Here is a 24,207-nt window from a genome sequence, read left to right on the forward strand (position 1 = left end):
CTCGCTCAAATTGATAAGGAAAAGCATGAAAAAACGTACCATAGCAGCATTATTTTCAAGCCATGCACTCGTACTCACCGTGGGCTTTGGCGCCGGTATTTACGCACTTCCTATTTTGACCGCGCCAGATGCACCTAGCAGCGAGCAAGTATTATCAGTCGACAGCCAACAACGCTTTTCCACTGAATTTACCCGAGACCTAAAAGACAGCGATGCATTGCATTGGGGCGAAGGCAAAGTCACCATTGGTGATGAGTTTATTACCCTCAATGGTAACCTCTCACCTGGGCCTGATTTTAAAGTGTATTTGGCTAAAGAGTTTGTCGAAACCGAAGCTGACTTCATACGTTTAAAATCAACCATGGTTCAAGTAGCTGACGTGAAAACCTTCGATAACTTTCTTGTGCCAATCACTACTGAGGTCAATGTCGCCGACTACAACACCATTATCATTTGGTGCGAAAGCTTCAATCAATTCATAACTGCGGCGCAATATCAGTCAATTTAATCGTTAAATAAAACCTCAGCTATTTCTACTGTTATTTTCAGCCAATAAAAAACCCTGCAAGTGCAGGGTTTTATTTTTCTAGCTTAAACTACTTGTTACTTATCAGAGTCAGCTTCTTTGATTCTGTCTAAGTTTTCAGTGTTCTCAAGCCAAAGCGCATTAATGATGCCAAAAGCACAGGCTAGTAATACACCTAGTATCCAAGAGAAATACCACATAATGGCTCCTTAATTAATATAGTGATGTTTTGTTCTTTTCGATGAACTCACGGTTCAAGCGACCAAACATCTTGTAATAAGTCCAAGCGGTATAACTCAGTACAATCGGTACGAAAATGATTGCAGCCCAAGTCATTACATTAAGTGTAATCTCACTCGCCGTGGCATCCCACATGGTTAAGCTCACATTCGGGTCTAAAGAAGATGGCATGATGAATGGGAACATTGCTGCGCCACAAGTCAAAATGATACCTGCAATAGCTAATGAGCTAAATAAGAAGGCAAAACCACTACGGTTTAAGCGACTAGCAAGTACAACCAGTACAGGCATAAGCAGACCCAATACAGGGAATAGCATAGTCAGTGGGTACTTGTCGTAGTTAGCTAACCAAGCGCCAGCTTCAACAGCAACGGTTTTAGTCGTTGGGTTTGAAGGGCCAGCAGTATCGATAGCAGAAGTAATCACATAACCGTCAATACCGTTTACTAACCAAACACCTGCAATAGCAAATAATACAGCAACGAGAAGACCAGTAATTTGAGCAGCTTTTGCTGCACGAACACGTAGTTCGCCTTCCGTCTTCATTTGTAGCCAAGATGCACCTTGCATCACGAACATAAATGCTGCAATTAAGCCTGCTAATAAACCGAATGGATTTAGTAAGCCAAATAAACCACCGTGGTAAGTTGCACGTAAGAACTGATCAAAATCAAATGGAACGCCTTGGAGTAAGTTACCAAACGCAACACCGATAATCAGCGGTGGTACGAAGCCACCGATACATAACGCATAATCCCACGACTTACGCCATCTTGGATCTTCAATCTTAGAGCGGTAATCAAAGCCAACTGGACGTAGGAATAAGGCAAACAGTACCAACATCATAGCCACATAGAAGCCAGAGAAAGATACGCCGTAAACCATAGGCCATGCAGCAAACAGTGCGCCACCTGCGGTGATTAACCAAACTTGGTTACCATCCCAGTGCGGTGCAATGGTGTTGATCATAATACGGCGGTCAGTATCGTCTTTACCAATCACTGGTAATAACGCACCTACACCCATATCAAAACCGTCGGTCACAGAGAACCCAATTAGCAATACGCCAATCAGAGCCCACCAGATAAATCTTAGTATTTCATAATCAAACATAATCAGGTCCTCAGATTAAGCATCTTGGTTTTCAAAATGATATCTACCTGTCTTAAGGCTTGATGGGCCTAGACGAGCAAACTTAAACATTAAGAACAATTCAATCACTAATAGAATCGAGTAGAACACAGTGATAGAAATGATACTGAACCACAGATCCGAAGTCGTTAGACTCGACGCTGACATAAAGGTCGGAAGCACTTCTGAAATGGTCCAAGGTTGACGACCGTATTCAGCCACAAACCAACCACATTCAATCGCAATCCAAGGTAACGGTAAGCTGTATAGTGCAGCACGTAATACCCAAGGCTTCTCTTCAATCTTATGACGCGTGCTTTGCCAGAATGCAGCAGCAAACACGAATAACATAATCACACCAGCACCAACCATGATACGGAATGACCAGAACATAGGCGCTACGTTAGGAATAGAATCTTTAGCAGCCGCTTTAATTTGTTCTTCAGTCGCGTCAACCACGTTTTCAGTGTAACGCTTAAGCAATAAGCCGTAACCTAAGTCACCTTTTGTTGCTTCAAAATTTGCACGCAATTCAGGACTTTCATCGCCAGCTTTTAGCTGCTCAAGGAATGAGTAAGCAACCATACCGTTACGAATACGTACTTCATGCTCGTCGATTAAGTCAATGATACCTGTCACTTCTTCATCGATAGAACGCGTTGCAATGATACCCATTGCATAAGGGATCTTAATCGCGAAGTCAGTTTCCATCTTCTCTTGATTCGGGAAACCTACAGCAGTAAATGCTGCTGGAGCTGGCTCAGTGTGCCACTCAGCTTCAATTGCTGCTAACTTAACGCGTTGTACTTCACCGACTTTATAGCCAGATTCATCACCTAATACGATAACAGACAGGATAGATGCCATACCGAAACTTGCTGCAATCGCAAACGAGCGACGAGCAAACGGTAAGTCACGACCTTTAAGGATGTAGTACGAGCTGATTGCAAGAACGAACATCGCACCAGCAACATAACCAGATGCTACGGTATGAACGAACTTAACTTGCGCTACTGGGTTAAATACCACTTCAGCGAAGCTGGTCATTTCCATACGCATTGTTTCGTAGTTAAACACAGAACCTACTGGGTTTTGCATCCAACCGTTTGCAACCAAAATCCATAAAGCCGACATGTTAGAAGCGATAGCAACTAACCAAGTGACTGCTAAATGCTGACGTTTGCTGAATCGATCCCAACCGAAGAAGAACATACCTACTAGAGTCGACTCTAGGAAGAATGCCATTAGGCCTTCAATGGCCAATGGTGCGCCGAAAATATCACCCACGTAATGTGAGAAATAAGCCCAGTTAGTACCGAACTGGAATTCCATTGCTAAACCGGTGGTCACACCTAAAGCAAAGTTAATCCCGAATAACTTACCCCAGAATTTAGTCATATCTTTATAGATTTGGTTATCTGTCATCACATAAAGTGATTCCATGATCGCCAAAATAAAGGCTAAACCTAAGGTTAACGGTACAAACAGAAAGTGGTACATGGCTGTAAGCGCGAACTGCAATCGTGACAGTTCTACAACCTCTTCAATAATCATTGGTGACTCCTTACTCGGTACATCCAATTGTCATGACGATTCCCATCAATCACAACAAGTGCCATTGCAGGAAAATTTATTAATCTAAAGTAGGGCTCAAAACAACAGGTTAACACCTTGTTAAATCGAGGCTAAACTACGTTTCAATCGCGTGCTCAGTTTATCTTGTTAAAACACCTTATAAATGAGATATTCATCACAGTTAACCTTAAAAGGTGACTTAACACTAAAAAACTAAAGTGCTCAATATCAATAATTCACTTAATATCAACCACTTAAGTCAAAAATCAAATACTGTTTACCCTTAATTTATATCACCGAAATTTGATACCAATCAACATAATCAGTCATAAAAAATGGCTTTTATGCGGGTTTTGAGCAGGTGCGCAAACTACCACCTTTTAGGAGTTGACACAAACGCAGATACTTGCTAGGGATTTGTTTACATTTTTGTAAAATCAACAATCCTAAACCACCTAATACTAATAAAAACACCCTTAGTGACAAAAAACAACTTTGTACATTTTTGCAATAGAATATTTAACCCAAAATAAAACCAACAAAACACAACTAACCCATGATATTAAAAGAATTTCTCACAACAAAGCATTTCAAGCTTAAACCAAAATAGCATTTTGCATTAGCTTTACTAATCCTAAAGATTAATTTTATTCGTTTGAGCTATTTTTTGAACAGGCATAGAATACATCCTGTATTCAGAGAAGGCCGATTGAACTTGAACAGAATGGATTTCAAGTTGCATCCCCAACTCTACTAATTTGACAATATTACTGAGTGGAGATTTAAAAATGACTAAATTATTTGAGCGTTTCATCAACAGCTACAAAAAAGTATTTGTTGAGATGTACCAAGCGTACTAAATCGCTTTTTGTTGTTGCTAACGTTTGTGTCTTACCTTTTGATACCCGTTAGCGGCAATACAACGAAAGATGTCTTGAGTATGCAGTCAGCTTGCTAAAGTCATCGGACGTTACCCTTGATGTTTTGTTAGCGCAAAACAGCTCTTGCAGCTCACTTGCAACATAGAGCATTGAATGGCCCTTTAGAATTTCGATTCTAAGGGGCTTTTTAATGTCTTTTTATATCTAAAATGGAACTATTCAAACATACGTTTGATATTGGGTTGTTGATCAACTTTGGGCTGTGAATTGACCTATTGTCCAAACTTCGTTTGGATTAAGTCAACGTCGTGGCGCTTCGCCCACACCAGACTAAAAGGGAGTGAACTGCGACTCCCTCTTAGAACACCCCGCAGCTCCGGCGAAATTTAAACAGCAAAATTTCCAACGGAGAATCATCCAGCATTAACCTTCCTTTGCAGCCCGCTTCAGCAAGCTACAAAAATCACTAACGCTCCCGATGGGGCGTCCCTTCCCCTCGAAAGCTAGCCAGACATCCATGTCTGGACTCACGCGATTTTCTTGCTTACCTCAATTCAAATTGAACATTCAAAGAAGATCAAAAGCATCAAAAAACAAATAAAATTGGCTTCTAAAAAATTAGGAACTATAAGCGAACCTGCAGCCTTGATGTTCCCCATTGAAATTGCAGAAATGCTTTGAAGAAAATGGCGTAAGCCTGACAGGACGTCAGGCTAGCTTTAGTTGGCCATGGATGGCCTTTCTAAAGCGTTAGCTATTTTCGAATAAGCATGAGGCTTGCTCGCTTTTCAGAGCAATTTCGAAGGGGCGGCAAGGGATGTCGAGAAGGGAAATGCTGTTGTTTCCCTTTCGTCTGGTGTGGGCGAAGCACCACGACTTTATTGTAAACATGCCCTAATCAGAACCCTTAAATAGTAATGGCTTTACATTAATTACAATGCAAATGTAAAATTCTGTATATCAACAACTTAATCGAAGACTTATCAAAAACAATACTCAATGAACTGTAATCACAACAAGGAAAGTTATGAGCTCAATTGACTACTCTAAATACTCAACTGATGAACTACTTGATGTAAAAAATATAGATCCCAGTACGCCTAACTATGCAGCTTTAATTAGCGAACTATCCAATAGGCAGGGTGAAATAAATGAAAAACGAGAACATGAAAAGGCTACAGCATTCTCGCTTGCTGAAAGTCGGGTTAAAGTAATAGGTTATTTTCAAATTACTGCTGCTGTAGCAATTTTGTTTTTTTACATCACCTCAATATTTGATGGCTCTGCATCACTACTGAGTACCGCAGTATCTTTACCTTTGATAGCGCTTAATTTAATCGCTGGCTTGACTGCAATAAAGGAAAATTACAAATATTATTGGCTTTCAATACTAAACCAGTCACTTCAAGTTCCTAACATTGCAATTGGAGCTATTTCGGCTACATATTCAGGACTTGGTGGTATCTACGCTAATATAAGTTGGGATTCTAACTTACAGTTTGGAATTAATGCGTTATTTTCTCCAGGCTTTACTTTTAATCAATACACAGAAAATTTACCAGTTCAAACAATCTCAATTGATTTATTAGCAATCATTTTTATTGCTGCTTTAGTCACTGTCAGTGACGCTAAATTTAATACTATTAAGCCAACTAACAAACCTGAAGATGTGTGAAAACTCTATCATATTGATGTCTGCCAAATAACTCGATATACCCTCTCTAAAAAGAGCATTCGTTTTTAGGTCTATTTTTACAAGTCCTATCCAATAAAAAAGGCGACCATTTGGTCGCCTTTTTACTGTTAACTCAATATTAGGTTAAGTAAAGCTTAACCTAACTTAACACGTGCGTTACGGAACATACGCATCCATGGGCTGTCTTCTGCCCACTCGTCTGGGTGCCATGAGTTAGCAACAGTTCTGAATACACGCTCTGGATGCGGCATCATGATTGTTACTCGACCGTCTGTTGTCGTTAATGCGGTAATCGCATTTGGCGAACCATTCGGGTTTTGTGGGTATTGCGTTGCGATTTGGCCATTACCATCAACATAACGCAGTGCCACTGTACCAGAGGCTTCTGCCGCTGCTAGTGCTTCAACAGATTTAAATTCAGCGCGACCTTCACCATGTGATACAGCAATTGGCATGCGTGAACCTTCCATTCCAGCAAAGAACAACGACGGGCTCTTTTGTACTTCAACCAAACTTGCGCGGGCTTCAAAGCGCTCTGAACGGTTACGGACAAAGTGTGGCCAATGCTCACTACCTGGAATGATTTCTTTCAGGTTAGATAACATCTGACAACCATTACACACACCCAGCGCTAATGTTGCATCACGTTCGAAGAACTGTGAGAACTCACTGCGAGCACGTTCGTTAAATAAGATTGATTTAGCCCAACCTTCACCTGCGCCCAGTACGTCACCGTAAGAGAAACCACCACAAGCCACTAGGCCTTGGAATTCTTCAAGGCTAATGCGACCCGATAAGATGTCTGACATATGAACGTCGCGGCTTTCGAAACCTGCGCGGTCAAATGCGGCGGCCATTTCAACGTGAGAGTTAACGCCTTGCTCACGAATAATCGCCATCTTAGGTGCTGCGCCTTTTAAGATATATGGCGCGGCAACATCTTCACTTGGGTTGAAGCTTAAATCAACCGTCAGACCTGGGTCTTTTGCTTGTTGCTTAAGCTCAAATTCTTCTTTGGCACATTCTGGGTTATCACGCATAGCTTGCATGCGGTAAGTCGTTTCTGACCACATAGTGCGAAGTGCGACACGAGTATCACTGAATACTGCGCGCTCACCGTCAACTACAGTGATGTTATCATCAGCAGTTAATGTCGCAACGCTATGACAATCAACGCCAGCGGCGGCAAATTGTGCTTTAATCGCTGCGCTATCAGCTTGAGTGACTTGAATAACTGCGCCAAGTTCTTCATTAAATAAACGCTCTAAGTCGTTACCGTTTAATGCAGCTAAATCAATGTTCAGACCTGTGTTACCAGCAAATGCCATTTCAACCAGTGTGGTGAATAAGCCACCGTCACTGCGGTCATGGTAAGCAATCACTTTTTGCTCGGCGACTAATGGCTGAATCACTTCAAAGAAGCCACGTAAGCTTGCTGCATCATCTAAATCTGGTGCAACATCACCAAGTTGGCTAAATACTTGTGCTAAACAAGAACCACCTAAACGGTTTTGGCCTTTAGCTAAATCAACTAATAGCAGCTCAGTTTCGCCTTTATCAGTGCGAAGTTCTGGAGTCACTGTGTGACGAACGTCTTTAACCACACCGAATGCGGTGATCACTAGCGACATTGGTGATGTCACTGTCTTGTCTTGACCTTCATCATTCCAAGCAGTCTTCATCGACATTGAGTCTTTACCTACTGGGATAGTTAACTCAAGCTCTGGACAAAGTTCTTCACCGACTGCTTTTACTGCTTCATAAAGACCAGCATCTTCACCTGGGTGACCTGCTGCAGACATCCAGTTAGCTGAAAGCTTAATGTCTTTGAATGAGCCAATATCAGTACCGGCAATGTTTAAAATTGATTCAGCAACGGCCATACGAGCTGATGCACCAAAATCTAATAATGCTAGCGGAGTACGCTCACCAATTGACATTGCTTCACCAGCGTAGCTGTCAAAGCTTGACGCGGTAACGGCACAATCGGCAACAGGTACCTGCCAAGGGCCAACCATTTGGTCACGGTTAACTAAACCTGTTACTGAACGGTCACCAATGGTGATAAGGAATGACTTATCAGCAACGGTTGGTAAATGTAGGATACGAGAAACCGCATCTTTAATATCAATTGAACCTTGCTCTAAAGCTGGTGAGGTCGCTTTTGCTGACACCACATCACGGCTCATTTTAGGTGCCTTGCCTAACAGCACTTCAAGCGGTAAATCAATTGGCTTGTTATCAAAGTGGCTATCTTCAAGGGTTAGGTGCTGCTCTTCTGTTGCATCACCTACGACTGAAAACGGCGCACGTTCACGTTCACAAATTTTTCTGAACGTTTCTAAGTTCTCTGGCGCAACCGACATCACGTAGCGCTCTTGTGATTCGTTACACCAAATCTCAAGTGGGCTCATGCCTGGCTCATCAGAAGGCACATTACGTAAGTTAAATAGTGCGCCTCGGTCTGCATCATTCACAAGCTCAGGGAAGGCATTTGATAAACCGCCCGCGCCCACATCGTGAATAAATTGAATTGGGTTGTCATCACCCATCTGCCAGCATCGATCGATGACTTCCTGACAACGACGCTCCATTTCTGGATTCTCACGTTGTACTGAAGCAAAGTCTAAGTCTTCGCTAGATTGGCCAGATGCCATTGATGAAGCAGCGCCGCCGCCTAAACCAATGTTCATTGCTGGGCCACCTAAAACAATCAGCTTAGCGCCGACAGTAATTTCGCCTTTTTGAACATGGTCTTCACGGATGTTACCTAGACCACCAGCAAGCATGATTGGCTTGTGGTAACCACGGACTTCAACACCGTTGTGGCTTGATACTTCTTGCTCGTAGGTACGGAAGTAACCCACAAGTGCTGGACGACCAAATTCGTTGTTAAATGCTGCGCCACCTAATGGGCCTTCAGTCATAATTTCTAATGGCGTAACAATACGGCTAGGTTTGCCGTAATCGCCTTCCCATGGTTGTACAAACCCTGGGATTTTAAGGTTAGATACACTAAAGCCAGTTAAGCCCGCTTTAGGTTTTGAACCACGACCTGTAGCGCCTTCATCACGGATTTCACCGCCTGAACCTGTTGCTGCGCCTGGGTATGGGCTAATTGCTGTTGGGTGGTTGTGAGTTTCCACTTTCATCAAGATGTGCATTGGCTCTGTGTGGTAGTTGTACACACCGTCTTGATCTGGGAAGAAGCGACCCGCAACGCTACCATTCATTACCGCTGCGTTATCTTTATAAGCTGACAACACATTGTCTGGGGTAACTTCAAAGGTGTTCTTAATCATTTTGAATAATGATTTAGGCTGCACTTCACCATCAATAGTCCAATCAGCATTGAAGATTTTATGACGACAATGTTCTGAGTTAGCTTGAGCAAACATCATTAATTCAATGTCGTTAGGATTACGGTTTAAGCGAACAAAGTTATCCACTAAATAATCAATTTCGTCTTCTGCTAAAGCCAGGCCTAACTGAACGTTGGCGACTTCTAACGCGCGGCGACCTTCTGCAAGAATATTAATACTCTTAAACGGTAGTGGTTCAGTGCGCTCAAACAACACAGATGCTGCAGCAAACTCAGGTAAAATCACTTCAACCATACGGTCGTGAATTAGGCCTTTAACTTGCGCTAATTGCTCTGTGGTCAGTGACGCACCTGCGACGTAATAAGCAACACCACGTTCAAGGCGTTTTACTTTGCTTAAACCGCAGTTTTTAGCAATGTCAGTTGCTTTTGAAGACCAAGGAGAAATGGTGCCCGGACGAGGAGTAACAAAAAATAATGAACCTTCTGGAGCATGAGATTCAATGGCAGGTCCGTAGGTTAAAATCGTTTCAAGCTGTTGATATTCTTTATCGTCAAGCTTGTCACTGATATCAGCTAAATGGACATACTCAGCGTAGATTTGCTCAACAGGAAGGGCTGCAGTTTCACAGGCCTCCATAAGCTTTTGGATTCTAAAAGCTGAAAGTGCTGGGGCTCCGCGAATGATCTCAATCACGTCAATTCACCTTATGATTATATTGGCAGGGTAAGAATTGGCGCTATTATAGGGAATCACACCTTATAAATCACCTAAGAAGGCTTGCTAGAACAGTGTTTCCCGTTAATGAAAACAATCAAAAATAATCGGCTAGTTTTCGTAGTAATGTTTCAGCAACATTTCATTATTATTTTATTTTTTTAAATTCGATTTTACTAATAAATTCAACCGTATAATTTAACAGCCAATGGCATTAGACTAGGTGAAATACAAAACTACTGCTACAGTATCTTTATAGAGTTAGATTTTTTAAATGACGCTTTGAAGTACAAATAGGCGACAAGCTAGAGAATTCGTGCCTATTAACGACTAATTTCTATCTCCAGCCTACTCACTTCATTTTTCGAGGGACATGACCAAACTAATAACGATAGTCTCAATTATTTCAATAAGCTTGCTACTTAGCGCTTGTCATCAAGCGAATATGAAAGCAACAGAATTTATTGAACATACGCCTGATCGTACCGTGTTAAAGGTAGGGACCCTTTACGGCTCGCAAACCTACTTAAACTCAGATCAAGGCGAGAGTGGCTTTGATTATGAAATGGCGGCAAAGTTTGCCAAGTACCTCGATGTGCCATTAGAAATGGTACCGTATCATAGTCGAGAGTTATTGTTTGACGCCCTGCACCTAAACGAAATTGATATTGTCGCTGCCGCTATTACGACAACCAATAATCGCCGCGAACAGTTCTTGCTCGGCCCTACCCTTTATGAAGTTAATCAAGTACTGATATACAAATCTGGTAATCTTAAACCTCGCGACTTTAATAACCTTCAGGGCGACATTACGGTTATCCCTGAATCAGCAGCCGTTGAGACCGTCATTAAACTGCAGCAAACCAATCCCAATTTAACTTGGCAGCAGGTCTACGATAAAAACAATGAAGAATTGCTCTCAATGGTGGCGTCAGGTGAAGTGCTCTACACCATTGCAGACTCAAACAGCTTGCTTATCAATCAACGTTATTTACCCGAACTACGAGAAGGTATCGTACTGGATGAAAAGACCGAGGTGGTGTGGTTACTTCCACCGGTTAATAGCGATCATTTATTGAGTTCATTGTTATCGTTTTGGCATATCCAAAAGCGAAATGGCACTTTAGAACATTTAAATGAAAAATATTTTGGCCATGTAAAGCGTTTTGACTATGTTGATACTCGCGCCTTTATTCGCGCGATTGATAATGTACTGCCTGAATACCAAGCCTTATTTGAAAAGTATGCAGGTGATTTAGATTGGCGAAAACTGGCGGCAGCGGGTTATCAAGAATCACACTGGAACCCTAAAGCTCGCTCGCCAACTGGTGTTCGCGGCATGATGATGCTCACCCAGCCTACAGCAAGCTCTGTGGGTGTTGATAACCGTTTAGATGCTGAGCAAAGTATTCGCGGCGGCGCTATATATCTACAAAAAATGATCGACCGATTACCAGATTCAATCCCTGATAGTCAGCGAATTTGGTTTGCCCTAGCTTCCTACAACATTGGTTTAGGTCATGTAGAAGATGCCCGTAAAATTACCGACGGCATGGGTAAAGATCCCAGTGCTTGGCGTGATGTAAAACAAGTTTTACCCTTATTACAGCAACGCAAATATTATCAGCACACACGCTACGGTTACGCCAGAGGCAGTGAAGCCGCCCATTATGTCGATAATATTCGCCGCTATTACGACACGTTAGTCTGGGTAGACAATCAAAACAGACAGCAAGAATCGTTAGAAGAAGTTGAAACTGAACTTGATGATGCCAGCAGTCTTAATGCAGAAAATACCGAAAACCCTGAAGATATTACTCAATCGTCAGCGAAATAAGTCCGCCATTAGCAAAATTGCGCAGGCATCAGCGCAATAAAACAGTCATCAAAACGGTTTATCATAACCGTGTATCCGTAGCTTAAAGTAGGTGAATAATGAGAAGACCGAATATGAATAATAATGCTCGCCGTCGCAGCAGTATTAAATTAAAACAACGTAGAATGCTAAATCGTCAAAAGCTATTCTTTGCCTTTTTGCAGCAACAAGTCTGATTGCTGTTTTAGCAGCTTTTTAAGTGCTTTTTTCTCATCACGGCGACGTTTAAAAAACTGACTCAATTGACTCGCACACTCTTCAGCTAACACGCCTGAATCAACCGTTAATTGGTGATTAAAGTGCGAGTCTTGTAATAAGTTAATCACACTGCCCGCCGCTCCTGTTTTTAAATCCTTGGCGCCAAATACCACTCGCTCAATTCTACTGTGGATCATCGCGCCCGCGCACATTGGACATGGCTCTAAGGTGACATACAAGGTTGCCCCTAACATGCGGTAGTTTTCGAGGATTTTCCCTGCTGCGCGTATACACTGCATTTCAGCGTGAGCACTCGGGTCGTGTTCAGTAATACTCAAGTTAAAACCCGATGCAATCATCTGATCATCTTTAACTAAAACAGCACCCACAGGTACTTCACCTAAGGCTTCTGCTTTTGTCGCCAACTCTATTGCCACACGCATCCACTTCTCATCTTGAATATCACGCTGCGTTAACTCTTCATCAGTTAATTGCTTTACTTGATGAGTGTGAGCATAAGTGTTGTTTTTGGCTTGAGTCATTAGTGTCTCTTATTTACGTTCTATTTTAGTTGCAATAAAAAAGGCGCCTAAGCGCCTTTTTTCAATCTAATCGGAGCTTATTCCCATTCGATTGTTGCAGGTGGCTTACCTGAAATATCATATACCACACGCGAAATACCGTCGATTTCGTTAATGATGCGGTTAGATACACGACCTAGGAAGTCATATGGTAAGTGTGCCCAATGTGCAGTCATGAAATCAATGGTTTCAACAGCGCGCAATGATACAACCCAATCGTATTTACGACCATCACCCATTACGCCAACTGAACGTACTGGTAGGAATACCGTAAATGCTTGGCTGACTTTATTGTAAAGATCTGCTTTATGCAGCTCCTCAATAAAGATAGCATCAGCTAAACGTAATAAGTCACAGTATTCTTTTTTCACTTCACCTAAAACACGCACACCTAAACCCGGTCCAGGGAAAGGATGACGGTAAAGCATGTCGTATGGCAGACCTAGTTCTAAACCAATTTTACGTACTTCATCTTTAAACAATTCACGTAATGGCTCAACTAATCCCATTTCCATATCATCTGGCAATCCGCCAACGTTATGGTGAGATTTAATCACATGGGCTTTACCTGTTGCACTACCAGCTGACTCAATCACATCAGGATAAATAGTACCTTGAGCTAACCATTTAGCATTAACGCATTTCTTTGATTCTTCATCGAAGATATCAACGAATACATGACCAATGATTTTACGCTTAGCTTCTGGGTCTGCTTCGCCAGCCATCGCGTCTAGGAAACGGTTTTCCGCATCAACGTGAACAATGTTAAGTCCGAAGTGATCGCCAAACATATCCATCACTTGCTCAGCTTCATTCAAACGTAATAAGCCATTATCAACGAATACACACGTTAGTTTGTCACCAATAGCGCGGTGCAGCAGCATTGCCACTACCGATGAATCAACGCCACCTGATAAACCTAAGATAACTTCGTCATCACCAATCTGCTTTTTCAAGCGTTCAATAGCATCTTCAATGATTGATGAAGGCTTCCAGTTGGCATCACAACCACAGATATCAAGGGCAAAATGCTCAAGCATACGCTTACCTTGACGAGTGTGTGTCACCTCTGGGTGGAACTGTACACCGTAGAATTTTTTGTCTTCGTTTGCCATGGCAGCAAAAGGACATGTTTCGGTTTTAGCGACAGTAACAAAACCTTCAGGAATTTCTGATACTTTGTCACCGTGGCTCATCCATACGTCAAGTAATGGCTTGCCTTCAGCACTGATAGCATCTTCAATGCTTTTGAATAATGCTGATTCAGTTTGCACTTCAACTTGTGCGTAACCAAATTCACCTTCACCAACACCTTGAATAACTTTACCGCCTAATTGCTCAGACATGGTTTGCATGCCATAACAAATACCCAGTACAGGTATGCCAGCATTAAATACGTATTCAGAAGCGCGAGGCGAATTATCTGCCGTCACACTTTCAGGGCCACCGGCCAAGATGATGCCATTAGGAGCAAATTCTTTAATTTGCTCTTCAGATACATCCCAAGCCCAAAGCTCACAATAAACACCGATTTCACGAATACGGCGGGCGATTAACTGCGTGTATTGCGATCCAAAGTCTAGGATCAGGATTTTATGCTCATGAATGTTGCTCATGGGATACCTTATATCTGGTTTTGCTTAGAGTAGGTGTACTTCAATCTAAACGCATTAAGCGCTTTACGAATAAACTCGTCACTCATAAATGCGTTAATTACATTATGCAGATTGAAAAAAGGCGACAATCACATTGCCGCCTTTATTTAATTAAGAACCGCTACGGTAATTCGGCGCTTCTTTACTGATCGTCACATCGTGGACATGAGACTCGCCCATACCTGCCGATGTAATTTTCACGAATTCAGCTTTTTCATTTAATTCTTTAATGGTTGCACAACCAGTAAGACCCATACATGAACGTAAACCGCCCATATGTTGGTGAATGATTTCTTTCAACTTACCTTTGTATGCAACGCGACCTTCAATACCTTCTGGTACTAATTTGTCAGCAGCGTTATCGCTTTGGAAGTAACGGTCTGATGAACCTTGAGTTTGGGTCATTGCACCTAAAGAACCCATACCACGGTATGACTTGTATGCACGGCCGTTGTATAACTCAGTTTCGCCCGGTGCTTCTTCAGTACCAGCAAACATTGAGCCTGCCATGATGCATGACGCGCCAGCAGCTAATGCTTTAGCCAAATCACCCGAAAAGCGAATGCCGCCATCTGCAATGACAGGAATGTCTAAATGCTTAATCGCTTCTGCAGCATCTGATACTGCTGTAATTTGCGGAACACCAACACCTGTAACGATACGAGTAGTACAAATTGATCCTGGGCCAATACCGACTTTAACGGCATCAACACCTGCTTCAACTAAGGCTAAAGCACCTTCAGCTGTTGCTACGTTACCGCCAACAATTTGTAAATCAGGGAAGGCAGCACGAGTATCACGAATACGTTGTAAAACGCCTTCTGAATGGCCGTGTGAAGAGTCAATTAGCAATACATCAACACCGGCTTTAACCAATGCTTCAACACGCTCTTCGTTACCTGCACCAGCGCCAACAGCTGCGCCAACACGTAGTCGACCTAATTCATCTTTACATGCATTTGGTTTACGCTCTGCTTTTTGGAAATCTTTAACCGTGATTAAGCCTTTAAGCTTGAAGTTGTCATCAACCACTAATACTTTTTCAACGCGGTGTGAATGCATTAGCGTTTGAACTTCATCTAACTTAGTGCCTTCGAGTACAGTGACAAGACGATCTTTCGGCGTCATAACTTGCTCTACTGTGCGGCTCCAATCAGTGATAAAGCGAACATCACGACCAGTGATGATACCGACAAGCTCATTCGCATCGTTAATCACTGGGTAACCAGCGAAGCCATTGCGTTCAGTTAATTGCTTAAGCTCAGCAAGCGTAGTGCTTGGTGTTACTGTCACAGGTTGTTGAACGATACCAGCTTCGTAAATCTTAACTTTACGTACTTCTTCAGCTTGTTGTTCAATCGTCATGTTTTTATGAATAAAACCTAAACCACCTTCTTGCGCCATCGCGATCGCTAAGCGAGCTTCAGTTACGGTATCCATAGCTGCAGACACGATAGGTGTGTTTAATTCAATTTTTTTAGTCAGACGAGTTTTCAGAACAGCGGTATTTGGGAGGACGGTTGAGTGAGCAGGCACTAGTAGTACATCATCAAATGTTAGTGCGTCATTTCTTAATCTTAACATGCAACATCTCCCAGAAAGTGTAGGGTTTAGAAAGGGTAAATATTGCGGCGGGATTATACCTTGCATATTTAGGTTGGTAAATGGAAAATAGTGAAAAAATACTCTTGGTCGGTTGAATTTGATGAAAAGCTCGAAAAATAATGTTTACACCGTTTCCCGATTAAACGGTGAAGTCCGCCAGCTGCTTGAAGGTGAGCTAGGAAAGGTGTGGCTTGAGGCCGAAATCTCGAACTTTGTTTCCCCAAATTCAGGTCATTGGTATATGACATTAAAAGATAGTCGCTCACAAATTCGTTGTGCGATGTTCAAAGGTCGTAATCAAACGGTTCCTTTCACACCGGTTAATGGTCAACAAGTATTAGTTAAAGGCTCCATCAGTGTTTACGAACCCCGTGGTGATTATCAATTGCTGCTTGAGTCAATGTTGCCAGCTGGTGATGGATTGCTGGCACAGCAATATGAAGCACTTAAACTTAAATTGGCGGCCGAAGGCTTATTTGCAACAGAAACCAAGCGTCCATTGCCACAAAATATTCAACGAATTGGTGTTATTACCTCGGCAACTGGAGCTGCGGTTCGTGATGTGGTTAAAGTGCTTTCTACTCGCGACCCATCAATTGAAGTGGTGGTTTACCCAACCCAAGTACAAGGCGCGACAGCAGCGAAACAAATCATCAATGCAATTACCACGGCCAATAGACGTTTAGAGGTCGATATCTTATTGCTTACACGTGGTGGTGGATCATTAGAAGATTTATGGTGCTTTAACGATGAAGACCTAGCACTCGCGATTTATAATAGCGCCCTGCCCGTTGTCAGCGCTGTGGGCCATGAAATTGATACCACTATCAGTGATTATGTAGCAGATGTGCGCGCCCCGACTCCGTCTGCGGGTGCTGAATTATTATCGGACGATAAGGGCAATAAAACCCAAAAGCTCAACCTGACGTTTTCAAGATTGCGCCAAGCTATGCGTCATTACTTATTACACCAAAGCACACAGCTGACTGAGCTAAACCACCAGTTGCAACGTGAAGATCCTAAGAGGCAACTACAACAACTTGAGCAGCGCTTTGATGAAATGCAGTTAAAGCTTGAATCAGCCCTGCGTCATAAGCTTGCTAATGCCACGCTAGCTCAGCAACAACTTAAAAGCCGACTGCAACAGCGATCACCCGCTCATAAGTTAACCTTAGAGCAAAACAAAGTGGGTTATCTCACCAGCCGTTTAAAAGAAGCAATGAAAGCAAGGCTTGCCAATGCCAATCAGCAAGTGAGTTACAGTGCCCATCAGCTAGAAACCGTTAGTCCATTAGCTACATTAAGCCGTGGTTACAGTATTACCCGTGACGCTGAAGGGAAGATTTTAAATAATGCTGAGCAAGTTAATGCTGGCGACACACTGACCACGACCCTAAATCAAGGTGAGATTAAGTCAGTTGTTCAGTAGAGCAATAATGCTATAGCTCTATAGTGCATCCGTTCTGTTCTGAGTAAAAACAAAAGTCATCCCGCCATGAGCGGGATGACTTTTTTAGGCTCGTCTAAAAACTTAATGTTTAACTTATGCCTTAAGACGATAAAGCCTCATCATCAATAGCATCAACAAAGCTGTTAATGACACACTACCGCCACTGACAATCACTTCAGTCTCTACCACTTCAACATACTCTTGTTCGTACACTTCATCTCTGTCACTGCTTTCCAGTGGCAAAGCATATAAACCGTCAGATTCATCGGCACTTAATGTCGCAACAATGTCTTCATAACCTAGCTCATATAAATCAATCAACACATCGTAATAATCGGTTTTATAGCCTTGGGCTAAGGTTGTGAGTACCTCGTAGTCATCGTCTGTAGCATCACCATAAATAGTAAATACTTCAGTAGAATAATAATGCTCCCACGGTCCACCATTACGACTTAAATAAAGCTCTGCATAAACATTGGCAGGTTCACCTTGAGTAAAACCATAGACATCGGCATCAAAGGTCACACTAAAAGTTTGATAAAACCCATCTTCATCAAAATCGTCGAACAAACGACTATAAGCATCATAAATATCAAAATCACGATAACCGACAATTGATTGCTGCCGCACATGATTAGATAAATGATTAGATTCTTGATTTAATCCAAGGTTAGTGTCAGTTGCGCTATCTGACACTTTGGCCTTTTCAGCGGATGCTTTTTCAATAGCATTAGCATCATTAACGCTTCGCTGTGCTGCCGCTGACAATATTCCCGCCTTACGCTCAGAAGTGATTTGTTCACGACTAGCCCGTACAGCTATAGGTTTACCTTGGGCGATATCACTTTGACGCTTCGCTCTTTCTTCAGCCACTAACAATTTTAATGATTGTTGCTGCTCTGCGGTCAAAGCGGGAGCACTTCCAACAGCAAACGATGCGTTATTTACTTGCCGCCCTTCGCTCACCACAATGATATTTGGGTTAAGCGTATCTTGTGCTGTTACGGGTAAACTGAGTGTCAGCATCCATACGCATCCAATAACTGTCGCCATCTGATTGAAGCGATTTTGCTTATTAATTTGAATATCCATCATTATTCCCTCTCATTCAGAATCAGCACCAAAATTAATTAAATTAACCCATGGTGTGCGAATGTTATTTAAGTTCCTTTATTTAAGAACACTTAAAATGAATGCAAGATGAACAAACAAAGCGCCAAAGCTAAATAAATAGTTGGCGCCGGAATAAAACAGAAAGGAAGTAGAAAGGAATATGACTAAATAAAGTAGTTAATCTATGACTCAAAAAATGGAATTATTGCTCCTACGGATTCAAAGCTTTGTATGTTCGATATAACTCGCCTATAGCCCAAATCGCAGCTGCAAATAAACCAAGCTGGCCAACATTTGCATAGGACGCTAAGGCATTATCTGAATAAATTAGATAACCCAATAACCGCCCCAATTCATAGACACTAAACACGATAATGATTGGACATATTACAAGGGTAAAACAAATCCATTTGTTGTTTTTAAAATCCATAAATATCCTTATTAAATAGACTCAGAAAGATTAACGTATGTTATTTTATAACTGAAGTAAAATAGAGCACGTCTCTCTATTTTACTTCAAAAAGTTCATACCTTAATTACAGCAATATTATTTAAGCATGCGCTTCAAGGTATTATCTTTATCAATAATATGATGTTTTAGCGCACCTACCACATGTAAAAATACCGATGCGATAATGGCATAGCCAGCCCAATGATGAACGCTATGAAAAAATGAAGCGATCTGCGGATAATGTGCCAGTGCTTTTTGAGGGTTAGCAGGGTCAACATTGCGCGCAACAATTTCAAGCCCGAATACATCAACTCCATTACCACCTAATGACGACATTAAAAAGCCAGAGATAGGCAATAATAAGGTGCCTAGAATTAATAGCCATGTACAAGTTTACTCAAACTATGTTCTATTTGAGTGTAGTTACCTGCTGGAGATGGCCAACCATTTTTGATACGCCACAGCACGCGTAATAGCACTACAAAAAAGATGATAAAGCCAAATGATTTATGCCAAGAATACAGGCTATAGGTTTTGGTTTCTGCCATAAATACGCCAATGGCAAGCAGAGAAATCATGCCAACACCGACAATCCAGTGTAGCGTTCGAGTGATAGGGCTCAAAGTCGTCGAGGTGTCGAGTTGCATTTCATTTTCTCCGTGTAAATTTATTCAAATGCTCAGCTATATTTCAACTAGCGCCGCATTTTGAAACAACAAAATAATCACCCTGTAAACTTAAAGGTTATCGCCTAGTACTACAACTCGATTGACATAACTTTGCACATTTAAGTTGTTCATTTTCATCTGTATCCTCCAATAGATCTTTTGCCATTCATCTTCTATTCATTTAAGTCCCCCCATAATTAACATCGTCACTAGAGCTAGGTGATTTTCGGTTATGCAGATGTTTCTATATTGAAAGGGATCTTTTACACTGAGAACTGATTTTAAAGATATATATTGATGTGGACGCCGCGAATGAGCAGATTAATCAACAAATTAGGCATTACCCTGTTATCTTTCATGTTGTTTTCAATGACAACATGGTCTGTTCAGGCTGCCCCATTGTCAGTGACAGGCAATATCAGCAGTGCTATTTCCATGTCATCTTCAGTAAACTTCAAACACCCAGGCTTCAATAACAAATCAAAGGGTGGCTCAGGTAAGTCTCAATCTTTAGCAGTTAAAAGCTCCTCACAGGCAGCTCAACTCGCCAAACGACAATATTCTGCAAAAGTGTTATCAGTTCAATCGACAAAAGTAGGCGGTTCGCCAGGTTACAGAGTCAAAATGCTCTCTAATCAGGGAATGGTATTTTATGCCACCGTTAATGCACGTACTGGTTCAGTTTCGAGGAATTAACCATGAGAATATTGTTAGTTGAAGATGATGTAGGCTTGCAGCGTAACTTATCTGAGCATTTACAAGCCGCGAATTATAGTGTCGATATATCATCGGATGGTGAAGATGGCTTATTCCAAGCGACAGAATATCAGTATGACGCCGCTATTATCGATGTTGGCTTACCTAAAATCGATGGTTTGAGCTTAATTACTCAACTGAGAAATAAGCAAATTGATTACCCTATTTTGATTTTAACCGCCCGTGATGGCTGGCAAGATAAAGTATTGGGCTTAGATTCTGGCGCGGATGATTATTTAACTAAACCGTTTCAACCAGAAGAACTGGTTGCCCGCCTAAATGCCCTAATTAGACGTTCAGCAGGACAAGCTAGTCCTATTGTGGCTAACGGGCCATTTAGCCTTAACACTCGTACCCTTGAATTGAAGCACTTACAAAATCCAATCATCCTTAGCAGCTCTGAATTTAAGCTATTTGAATACTTCATGCTGCACCAAGGTGCAGTGATTTCTAAGCCCACCTTAATTGAGCATATTTACGATCAAGACTTTGATTTAGACTCTAATGTGATTGAAGTGTTTATTCGTCGATTACGTAAAAAACTCGACCCCGATGGCGATTATAAATTGATAGAAACCTTGCGCGGTCAAGGTTATCGCCTGCGACAATTAAGTTAGTTGCCATGATGAGGTTTGCTGCTATAAGTAAGTTAACCAGTGGGCTAAGTTCATTTAAAGCACGCTGGTCTAACACTCCTAAAAAAGCCTTTTTATCTGGCGGCGTAAACTCACTCAAGTTTCGGTTGATGCTTAGCGGTTTATTACTAATTTTAGTATTACTGCCGCTGATCGGCGTGACTGTTAATAGCGCTTTCCAACATCAAATTACTCAATCGATAAACAATCAACTGCGAGCTTATGTTTATTCAGTGCTTGCGGTCGCCGAGGTTAAAGACGATCAAGTCGTCATGCCTAATTATCTGATAGAAAATCAGTTTAATGTCATTGGCTCAGGGTTATATGCGCTGATCACCTCAGACAATCAACTGCTTTGGTATTCCGAATCCTTTTTTGGTTTAAACCTGCCAACAACCAGCTCAACAGCCTTAGCACTGCCTACTCCACTGATGGGGCAAGGAGCCCTGACTCAAGTTAGCTTTGATGATTTAGCCGGCAATGGCGATAACAACCACGTGGTTTATAGCTTTAGCGTTAGTTTTGAAACCAATGAAAAGCCGCTGGCAATCACAGTTCACATTGTTAAAGATGACGCCGATTATCAACAACAGATTAGTGAGTTTAATACCACCTTATGGACTTGGCTGATTGTTTTAATGTTGGTACTGGCACTCGTACAAGGGATTTGGCTATTTTGGACGTTAAAACCATTAAATCAATTTACCAAAGAGCTTGCACTGGTTGATAAGGGTCAACAAACTCGCTTAAAACAGGATTACCCCAACGAATTAAATGCGGTGGCTAATCAACTCAATATTTTACTTAACACAGAGCAGCAACAAAGGCAGCGTTACCGAAATGCACTCGCTGATTTAGCCCATAGTTTAAAAACCCCGTTAGCGGTACTGCAAAGCCAAACTGATTTAAGTGCTGAGTCAAAAGAGCAAGCCACCAATATTAATAACATCATTAGTTATCAACTAAACAAAGCGAAATCCAGCGCTAATCAAGCTTGGCATATAGGCATAAGCATCGATGATGTAGCCAGTAAACTCATTAGAACCTTAGCAAAAATTTATCAGCAATCTTATGTGGATATTGATTATCAAGCTGAGCCAAAGCTAATGTTTAAGGGTGAAGAAGCAGATTTACACGAGATGCTTGGCAATTTAATGGATAACGCTTGTAAGGCTGCAAAATCACAAGTGTGTTTATCGGTAGAGCAAACTGATTCAACTCTACGTTTTATTATTGAAGATGATGGTGACGGGCTCACTGAGCAACAGCGCCAAAATGTATTCGAACGTGGTATTCGCGCTGACACTTATCACCAAGGTCACGGTATTGGCTTGGCTATCGTTCAAGACTTAGTGAAGACCTATCAAGGTGAACTAGCCGTTTCCCAATCAGAGCTATATGGTGGCGCTAAATTTACAGTAACCTTTGCCAGCTAGCTTACTATGTAAACCCGCTTTAATTATCGGCATTTTTCTCAAATAACTCCCCTTGCGTGATTAGCTTTCATCTTACGTTCATTTTCACTTAGTTATGCTATCTCTAACATTCGTAAAGTACCGATGTTTGGTACCTGGAGATAAAATGATCCGATTATCTATCCCCACAAAACTCATTAAGGCTGGGCTTATTAGCTTATGCCTAATGTCATCAGCAGCGGTAATGGCTGTTGATAGCAATGCTGTTGGAAGTAATGCTGTTGAAAGAAATAGTGACGCGCAATATGAGCAAACTCAGCCTTCAGAAGCTCAGCTAGCGCAAATGTTAGCGCCTATTGCCCTTTATCCAGACAGTTTGCTCACCCATATATTAATAGCAGCGACTTACCCACTTGAGATTGTTCAAGCCCGTCGTTGGGAGCAACAACATAATAGTTTGAGCAACGAGCAAAAAATGCAACAGGCTGAACTTGAGTCTTGGGATCCTAGCGTAACAGCACTGGTTGCTTTTCCGACTGTACTTGAAAAGTTAAATGAAGATTTAGACTGGACTCAAGAATTAGGCGAAGCCTTCTTAGAAGATGAAGCAATGGTACTTGCCAGTATTCAGACTCTTAGACAGCAAGCGGACGAAGCTGATAGCTTTAATGAAATGGATAACATGACTGTTACCCGTGTTGAAAAGCAGATTATTATTGAACCAGCACAGCCTGAAGTTATTTATGTACCAGTGTACGATCCGCGAGTGGTTTACGGTCATTGGCGCTGGCATGCTTATCCTCCAGTTTACTGGCATTATCCAGCGTACGCATATTATCGCCCACACCGTCCAATTTATTGGGGTCCTAGCGTATACATTAACTTTAACTACTTCTTTGGCGCTGTACATTGGTCACATCATCGCGTCGTAGTAGTTAACCATCGTAATACTCGTTATTACCGTAAACCACATAAAATTGCATACAGCACTGGTTCGCAACGTTGGAAACATAAACCCGCTCATCGACGTGGCGTTGCTTACAAAGCGCCAAAAGTGAGCCATCGTTATGACAAAAAACGTTATAACAAGGCCAGTATTGCTCATAAACCAGTTCATAAGCCTTCACATAACCCAGCAGTAAAGCCGGTTAATAGTAAGCATAAAGCCAACTACGCAAAACAGTCGCAACAGAGTCGCGTTAACAAGGCATTAAAGGATAATAAAAGAAATACAGCGAGTCATAACAAAAGCACTTATAACAAATCGGTCAATCAGACGGCGAAGGTGAATCACAACCGTTCGAATAACTCGAGCAAATACAAGTCGCCAAGTTATAACACCTCGCATTATAAGACGTCGCAGCATAAGGCTTCTCAACATAAAGCTTCGCAAAGTCCGAGTTCGTCAAATAAGGCAACTCATTATAAGCAATCGAACCAACGAGCCGCTACGCAGCGTTCTTCGACACAAAGAGCGACAACTCAAAGGTCGTCGAACCAAAGAGCAACAACACAGAGATCAACAGCACAATCAAAAAGTCATAACCGCTCTTCGAGTAAGAGTCATTCAAGACATCGTTCATCTGCGCCTCAACAAAAGGCTAGATAACTAAAGTGATTGATTAACTCAATGATGAACTAACGAAGCTATTGATTAGTTTATAAATTGATTAGCTTAGCGATTGATTAGCATAAAAAAAGCCTGAATTTTTCAA

Annotated in this window: 17 protein-coding genes and 1 pseudogene; 8 read left to right on the forward strand and 10 right to left on the reverse strand. The window is 41.8% G+C overall.

All coding sequences use genetic code 11. The features are described from left to right. Nucleotides 1-25 precede the first annotated feature (25 nt). Nucleotides 26-508, forward strand: a complete 483-nt coding sequence (locus tag AC0L4E_RS13435) for a DM13 domain-containing protein (RefSeq protein ID WP_473679593.1) — start codon at nucleotides 26-28, stop codon at nucleotides 506-508. A gap of 95 nt (nucleotides 509-603) precedes the next feature. On the opposite strand, the gene cydX is transcribed toward AC0L4E_RS13435, so the two are convergent. From cydX to AC0L4E_RS13450, 3 genes are read right to left on the reverse strand one after another with little or no spacing between them, the layout of a single operon-like run. Further along, nucleotides 604-726, reverse strand: a complete 123-nt coding sequence (cydX, locus tag AC0L4E_RS13440) for a cytochrome bd-I oxidase subunit CydX (RefSeq protein ID WP_473679594.1) — start codon at nucleotides 724-726, stop codon at nucleotides 604-606. A 13-nt stretch (nucleotides 727-739) separates the two neighbouring features. Beyond that, entirely contained in the window at nucleotides 740-1,879 is a 1,140-nt protein-coding gene (gene cydB / locus AC0L4E_RS13445) for a cytochrome d ubiquinol oxidase subunit II (protein ID WP_473679595.1), read from the reverse strand. A gap of 15 nt (nucleotides 1,880-1,894) precedes the next feature. After that, complete coding sequence (locus AC0L4E_RS13450; RefSeq protein ID WP_473679596.1) at nucleotides 1,895-3,451, reverse strand: cytochrome ubiquinol oxidase subunit I; 1,557 nt, start codon at nucleotides 3,449-3,451, stop codon at nucleotides 1,895-1,897. Nucleotides 3,452-5,380: 1,929 nt separating this feature from the next. Here AC0L4E_RS13450 and AC0L4E_RS13455 point away from each other — a divergent pair. Continuing rightward, a complete protein-coding gene (locus AC0L4E_RS13455) occupies nucleotides 5,381-6,028 on the forward strand; it encodes a hypothetical protein (protein ID WP_473679597.1) in 648 nt (215 codons plus the stop codon). A gap of 155 nt (nucleotides 6,029-6,183) precedes the next feature. On the opposite strand, the gene purL is transcribed toward AC0L4E_RS13455, so the two are convergent. Next, nucleotides 6,184-10,065 carry a phosphoribosylformylglycinamidine synthase gene (purL, locus tag AC0L4E_RS13460; protein ID WP_473681654.1) on the reverse strand — a complete coding sequence of 1,294 codons (3,882 nt, stop codon included), beginning with the start codon at nucleotides 10,063-10,065 and terminating at the stop codon, nucleotides 6,184-6,186. Nucleotides 10,066-10,462: 397 nt separating this feature from the next. On the opposite strand from purL, the gene mltF reads away from it, so the two are divergent. Further along, nucleotides 10,463-11,926, forward strand: a complete 1,464-nt coding sequence (gene mltF, locus AC0L4E_RS13465) for a membrane-bound lytic murein transglycosylase MltF (RefSeq protein WP_473679598.1) — start codon at nucleotides 10,463-10,465, stop codon at nucleotides 11,924-11,926. 182 nt (nucleotides 11,927-12,108) lie between these two features. Here the strand turns inward: mltF and tadA are convergent, their stop codons facing one another. The 3 genes from tadA to guaB all read right to left on the reverse strand — a co-directional run bounded on the left by tadA (nucleotide 12,109) and on the right by guaB (nucleotide 15,983). Further along, nucleotides 12,109-12,705, reverse strand: coding sequence for a tRNA adenosine(34) deaminase TadA (gene tadA, locus AC0L4E_RS13470; protein ID WP_473679599.1), 597 nt, complete (start codon nucleotides 12,703-12,705; stop codon nucleotides 12,109-12,111). A 77-nt stretch (nucleotides 12,706-12,782) separates the two neighbouring features. Then, nucleotides 12,783-14,360 carry a glutamine-hydrolyzing GMP synthase gene (gene guaA, locus AC0L4E_RS13475; RefSeq protein WP_473679600.1) on the reverse strand — a complete coding sequence of 526 codons (1,578 nt, stop codon included), beginning with the start codon at nucleotides 14,358-14,360 and terminating at the stop codon, nucleotides 12,783-12,785. 150 nt (nucleotides 14,361-14,510) lie between these two features. Then, nucleotides 14,511-15,983: an IMP dehydrogenase gene (gene guaB / locus AC0L4E_RS13480; RefSeq protein ID WP_220753066.1), complete on the reverse strand. Its 1,473-nt coding sequence runs from the start codon at nucleotides 15,981-15,983 to the stop codon at nucleotides 14,511-14,513. Between the two features lie 121 nt (nucleotides 15,984-16,104). Between guaB and xseA the strand changes: the two genes are divergently transcribed. Then, complete coding sequence (xseA, locus tag AC0L4E_RS13485) at nucleotides 16,105-17,433, forward strand: exodeoxyribonuclease VII large subunit (RefSeq protein ID WP_473679601.1); 1,329 nt, start codon at nucleotides 16,105-16,107, stop codon at nucleotides 17,431-17,433. A gap of 114 nt (nucleotides 17,434-17,547) precedes the next feature. On the opposite strand, the gene AC0L4E_RS13490 is transcribed toward xseA, so the two are convergent. The 3 genes and pseudogenes from AC0L4E_RS13490 to AC0L4E_RS13500 form a co-directional block, all read right to left on the reverse strand. Next, nucleotides 17,548-18,546 (reverse strand): choice-of-anchor H family protein, encoded by a 999-nt coding sequence (locus AC0L4E_RS13490; RefSeq protein WP_473679602.1) that lies wholly within the window; start codon nucleotides 18,544-18,546, stop codon nucleotides 17,548-17,550. Nucleotides 18,547-18,778: 232 nt separating this feature from the next. Further along, nucleotides 18,779-18,997 (reverse strand): hypothetical protein, encoded by a 219-nt coding sequence (locus tag AC0L4E_RS13495; RefSeq protein ID WP_473679603.1) that lies wholly within the window; start codon nucleotides 18,995-18,997, stop codon nucleotides 18,779-18,781. A 117-nt stretch (nucleotides 18,998-19,114) separates the two neighbouring features. Then, nucleotides 19,115-19,665 (reverse strand): annotated as a pseudogene (locus tag AC0L4E_RS13500) (cytochrome b). A 333-nt stretch (nucleotides 19,666-19,998) separates the two neighbouring features. On the opposite strand from AC0L4E_RS13500, the gene AC0L4E_RS13505 reads away from it, so the two are divergent. The 4 genes from AC0L4E_RS13505 (at nucleotide 19,999) to AC0L4E_RS13520 (ending at nucleotide 24,101) form a co-directional block, all read left to right on the forward strand. Further along, a complete protein-coding gene (locus AC0L4E_RS13505) occupies nucleotides 19,999-20,382 on the forward strand; it encodes a PepSY domain-containing protein (RefSeq protein ID WP_473679604.1) in 384 nt (127 codons plus the stop codon). Nucleotides 20,383-20,384: 2 nt separating this feature from the next. Further along, nucleotides 20,385-21,059, forward strand: coding sequence for a response regulator transcription factor (locus AC0L4E_RS13510; RefSeq protein WP_473679605.1), 675 nt, complete (start codon nucleotides 20,385-20,387; stop codon nucleotides 21,057-21,059). A gap of 128 nt (nucleotides 21,060-21,187) precedes the next feature. Continuing rightward, the gene (locus AC0L4E_RS13515; protein ID WP_473681656.1) at nucleotides 21,188-22,513 is read left to right on the forward strand and encodes an ATP-binding protein; all 1,326 of its coding nucleotides are present in this window, start codon (nucleotides 21,188-21,190) and stop codon (nucleotides 22,511-22,513) included. A 145-nt stretch (nucleotides 22,514-22,658) separates the two neighbouring features. After that, nucleotides 22,659-24,101 carry a DUF3300 domain-containing protein gene (locus tag AC0L4E_RS13520; RefSeq protein ID WP_473679606.1) on the forward strand — a complete coding sequence of 481 codons (1,443 nt, stop codon included), beginning with the start codon at nucleotides 22,659-22,661 and terminating at the stop codon, nucleotides 24,099-24,101. The last annotated feature ends 106 nt before the right edge of the window (nucleotides 24,102-24,207 follow it).

The sequence above is a fragment of the Shewanella sp. GJ50-10 genome (assembly GCF_055808815.1).

Excerpts from the sequence above, each read along its gene's own strand:
- xseA (WP_473679601.1), top strand. The coding sequence starts at position 16,105 with ATGAAAAGCTCGAAAAATAATGTTTACACCGTTTCCCGATTAAACGGT.
- mltF (WP_473679598.1), top strand. The coding sequence starts at position 10,463 with ATGACCAAACTAATAACGATAGTCTCAATTATTTCAATAAGCTTGCTA.
- AC0L4E_RS13495 (WP_473679603.1), bottom strand. The coding sequence starts at position 18,997 with ATGGATTTTAAAAACAACAAATGGATTTGTTTTACCCTTGTAATATGT.
- AC0L4E_RS13510 (WP_473679605.1), top strand. The coding sequence starts at position 20,385 with ATGAGAATATTGTTAGTTGAAGATGATGTAGGCTTGCAGCGTAACTTA.
- guaB (WP_220753066.1), bottom strand. The coding sequence starts at position 15,983 with ATGTTAAGATTAAGAAATGACGCACTAACATTTGATGATGTACTACTA.
- guaA (WP_473679600.1), bottom strand. The coding sequence starts at position 14,360 with ATGAGCAACATTCATGAGCATAAAATCCTGATCCTAGACTTTGGATCG.
- cydB (WP_473679595.1), bottom strand. The coding sequence starts at position 1,879 with ATGTTTGATTATGAAATACTAAGATTTATCTGGTGGGCTCTGATTGGC.
- tadA (WP_473679599.1), bottom strand. The coding sequence starts at position 12,705 with ATGACTCAAGCCAAAAACAACACTTATGCTCACACTCATCAAGTAAAG.
- AC0L4E_RS13505 (WP_473679604.1), top strand. The coding sequence starts at position 19,999 with ATGAGCAGATTAATCAACAAATTAGGCATTACCCTGTTATCTTTCATG.
- AC0L4E_RS13520 (WP_473679606.1), top strand. The coding sequence starts at position 22,659 with ATGATCCGATTATCTATCCCCACAAAACTCATTAAGGCTGGGCTTATT.
- AC0L4E_RS13450 (WP_473679596.1), bottom strand. The coding sequence starts at position 3,451 with ATGATTATTGAAGAGGTTGTAGAACTGTCACGATTGCAGTTCGCGCTT.
- cydX (WP_473679594.1), bottom strand. The coding sequence starts at position 726 with ATGTGGTATTTCTCTTGGATACTAGGTGTATTACTAGCCTGTGCTTTT.
- AC0L4E_RS13490 (WP_473679602.1), bottom strand. The coding sequence starts at position 18,546 with ATGGATATTCAAATTAATAAGCAAAATCGCTTCAATCAGATGGCGACA.
- AC0L4E_RS13455 (WP_473679597.1), top strand. The coding sequence starts at position 5,381 with ATGAGCTCAATTGACTACTCTAAATACTCAACTGATGAACTACTTGAT.
- AC0L4E_RS13435 (WP_473679593.1), top strand. The coding sequence starts at position 26 with ATGAAAAAACGTACCATAGCAGCATTATTTTCAAGCCATGCACTCGTA.
- AC0L4E_RS13515 (WP_473681656.1), top strand. The coding sequence starts at position 21,188 with ATGCTTAGCGGTTTATTACTAATTTTAGTATTACTGCCGCTGATCGGC.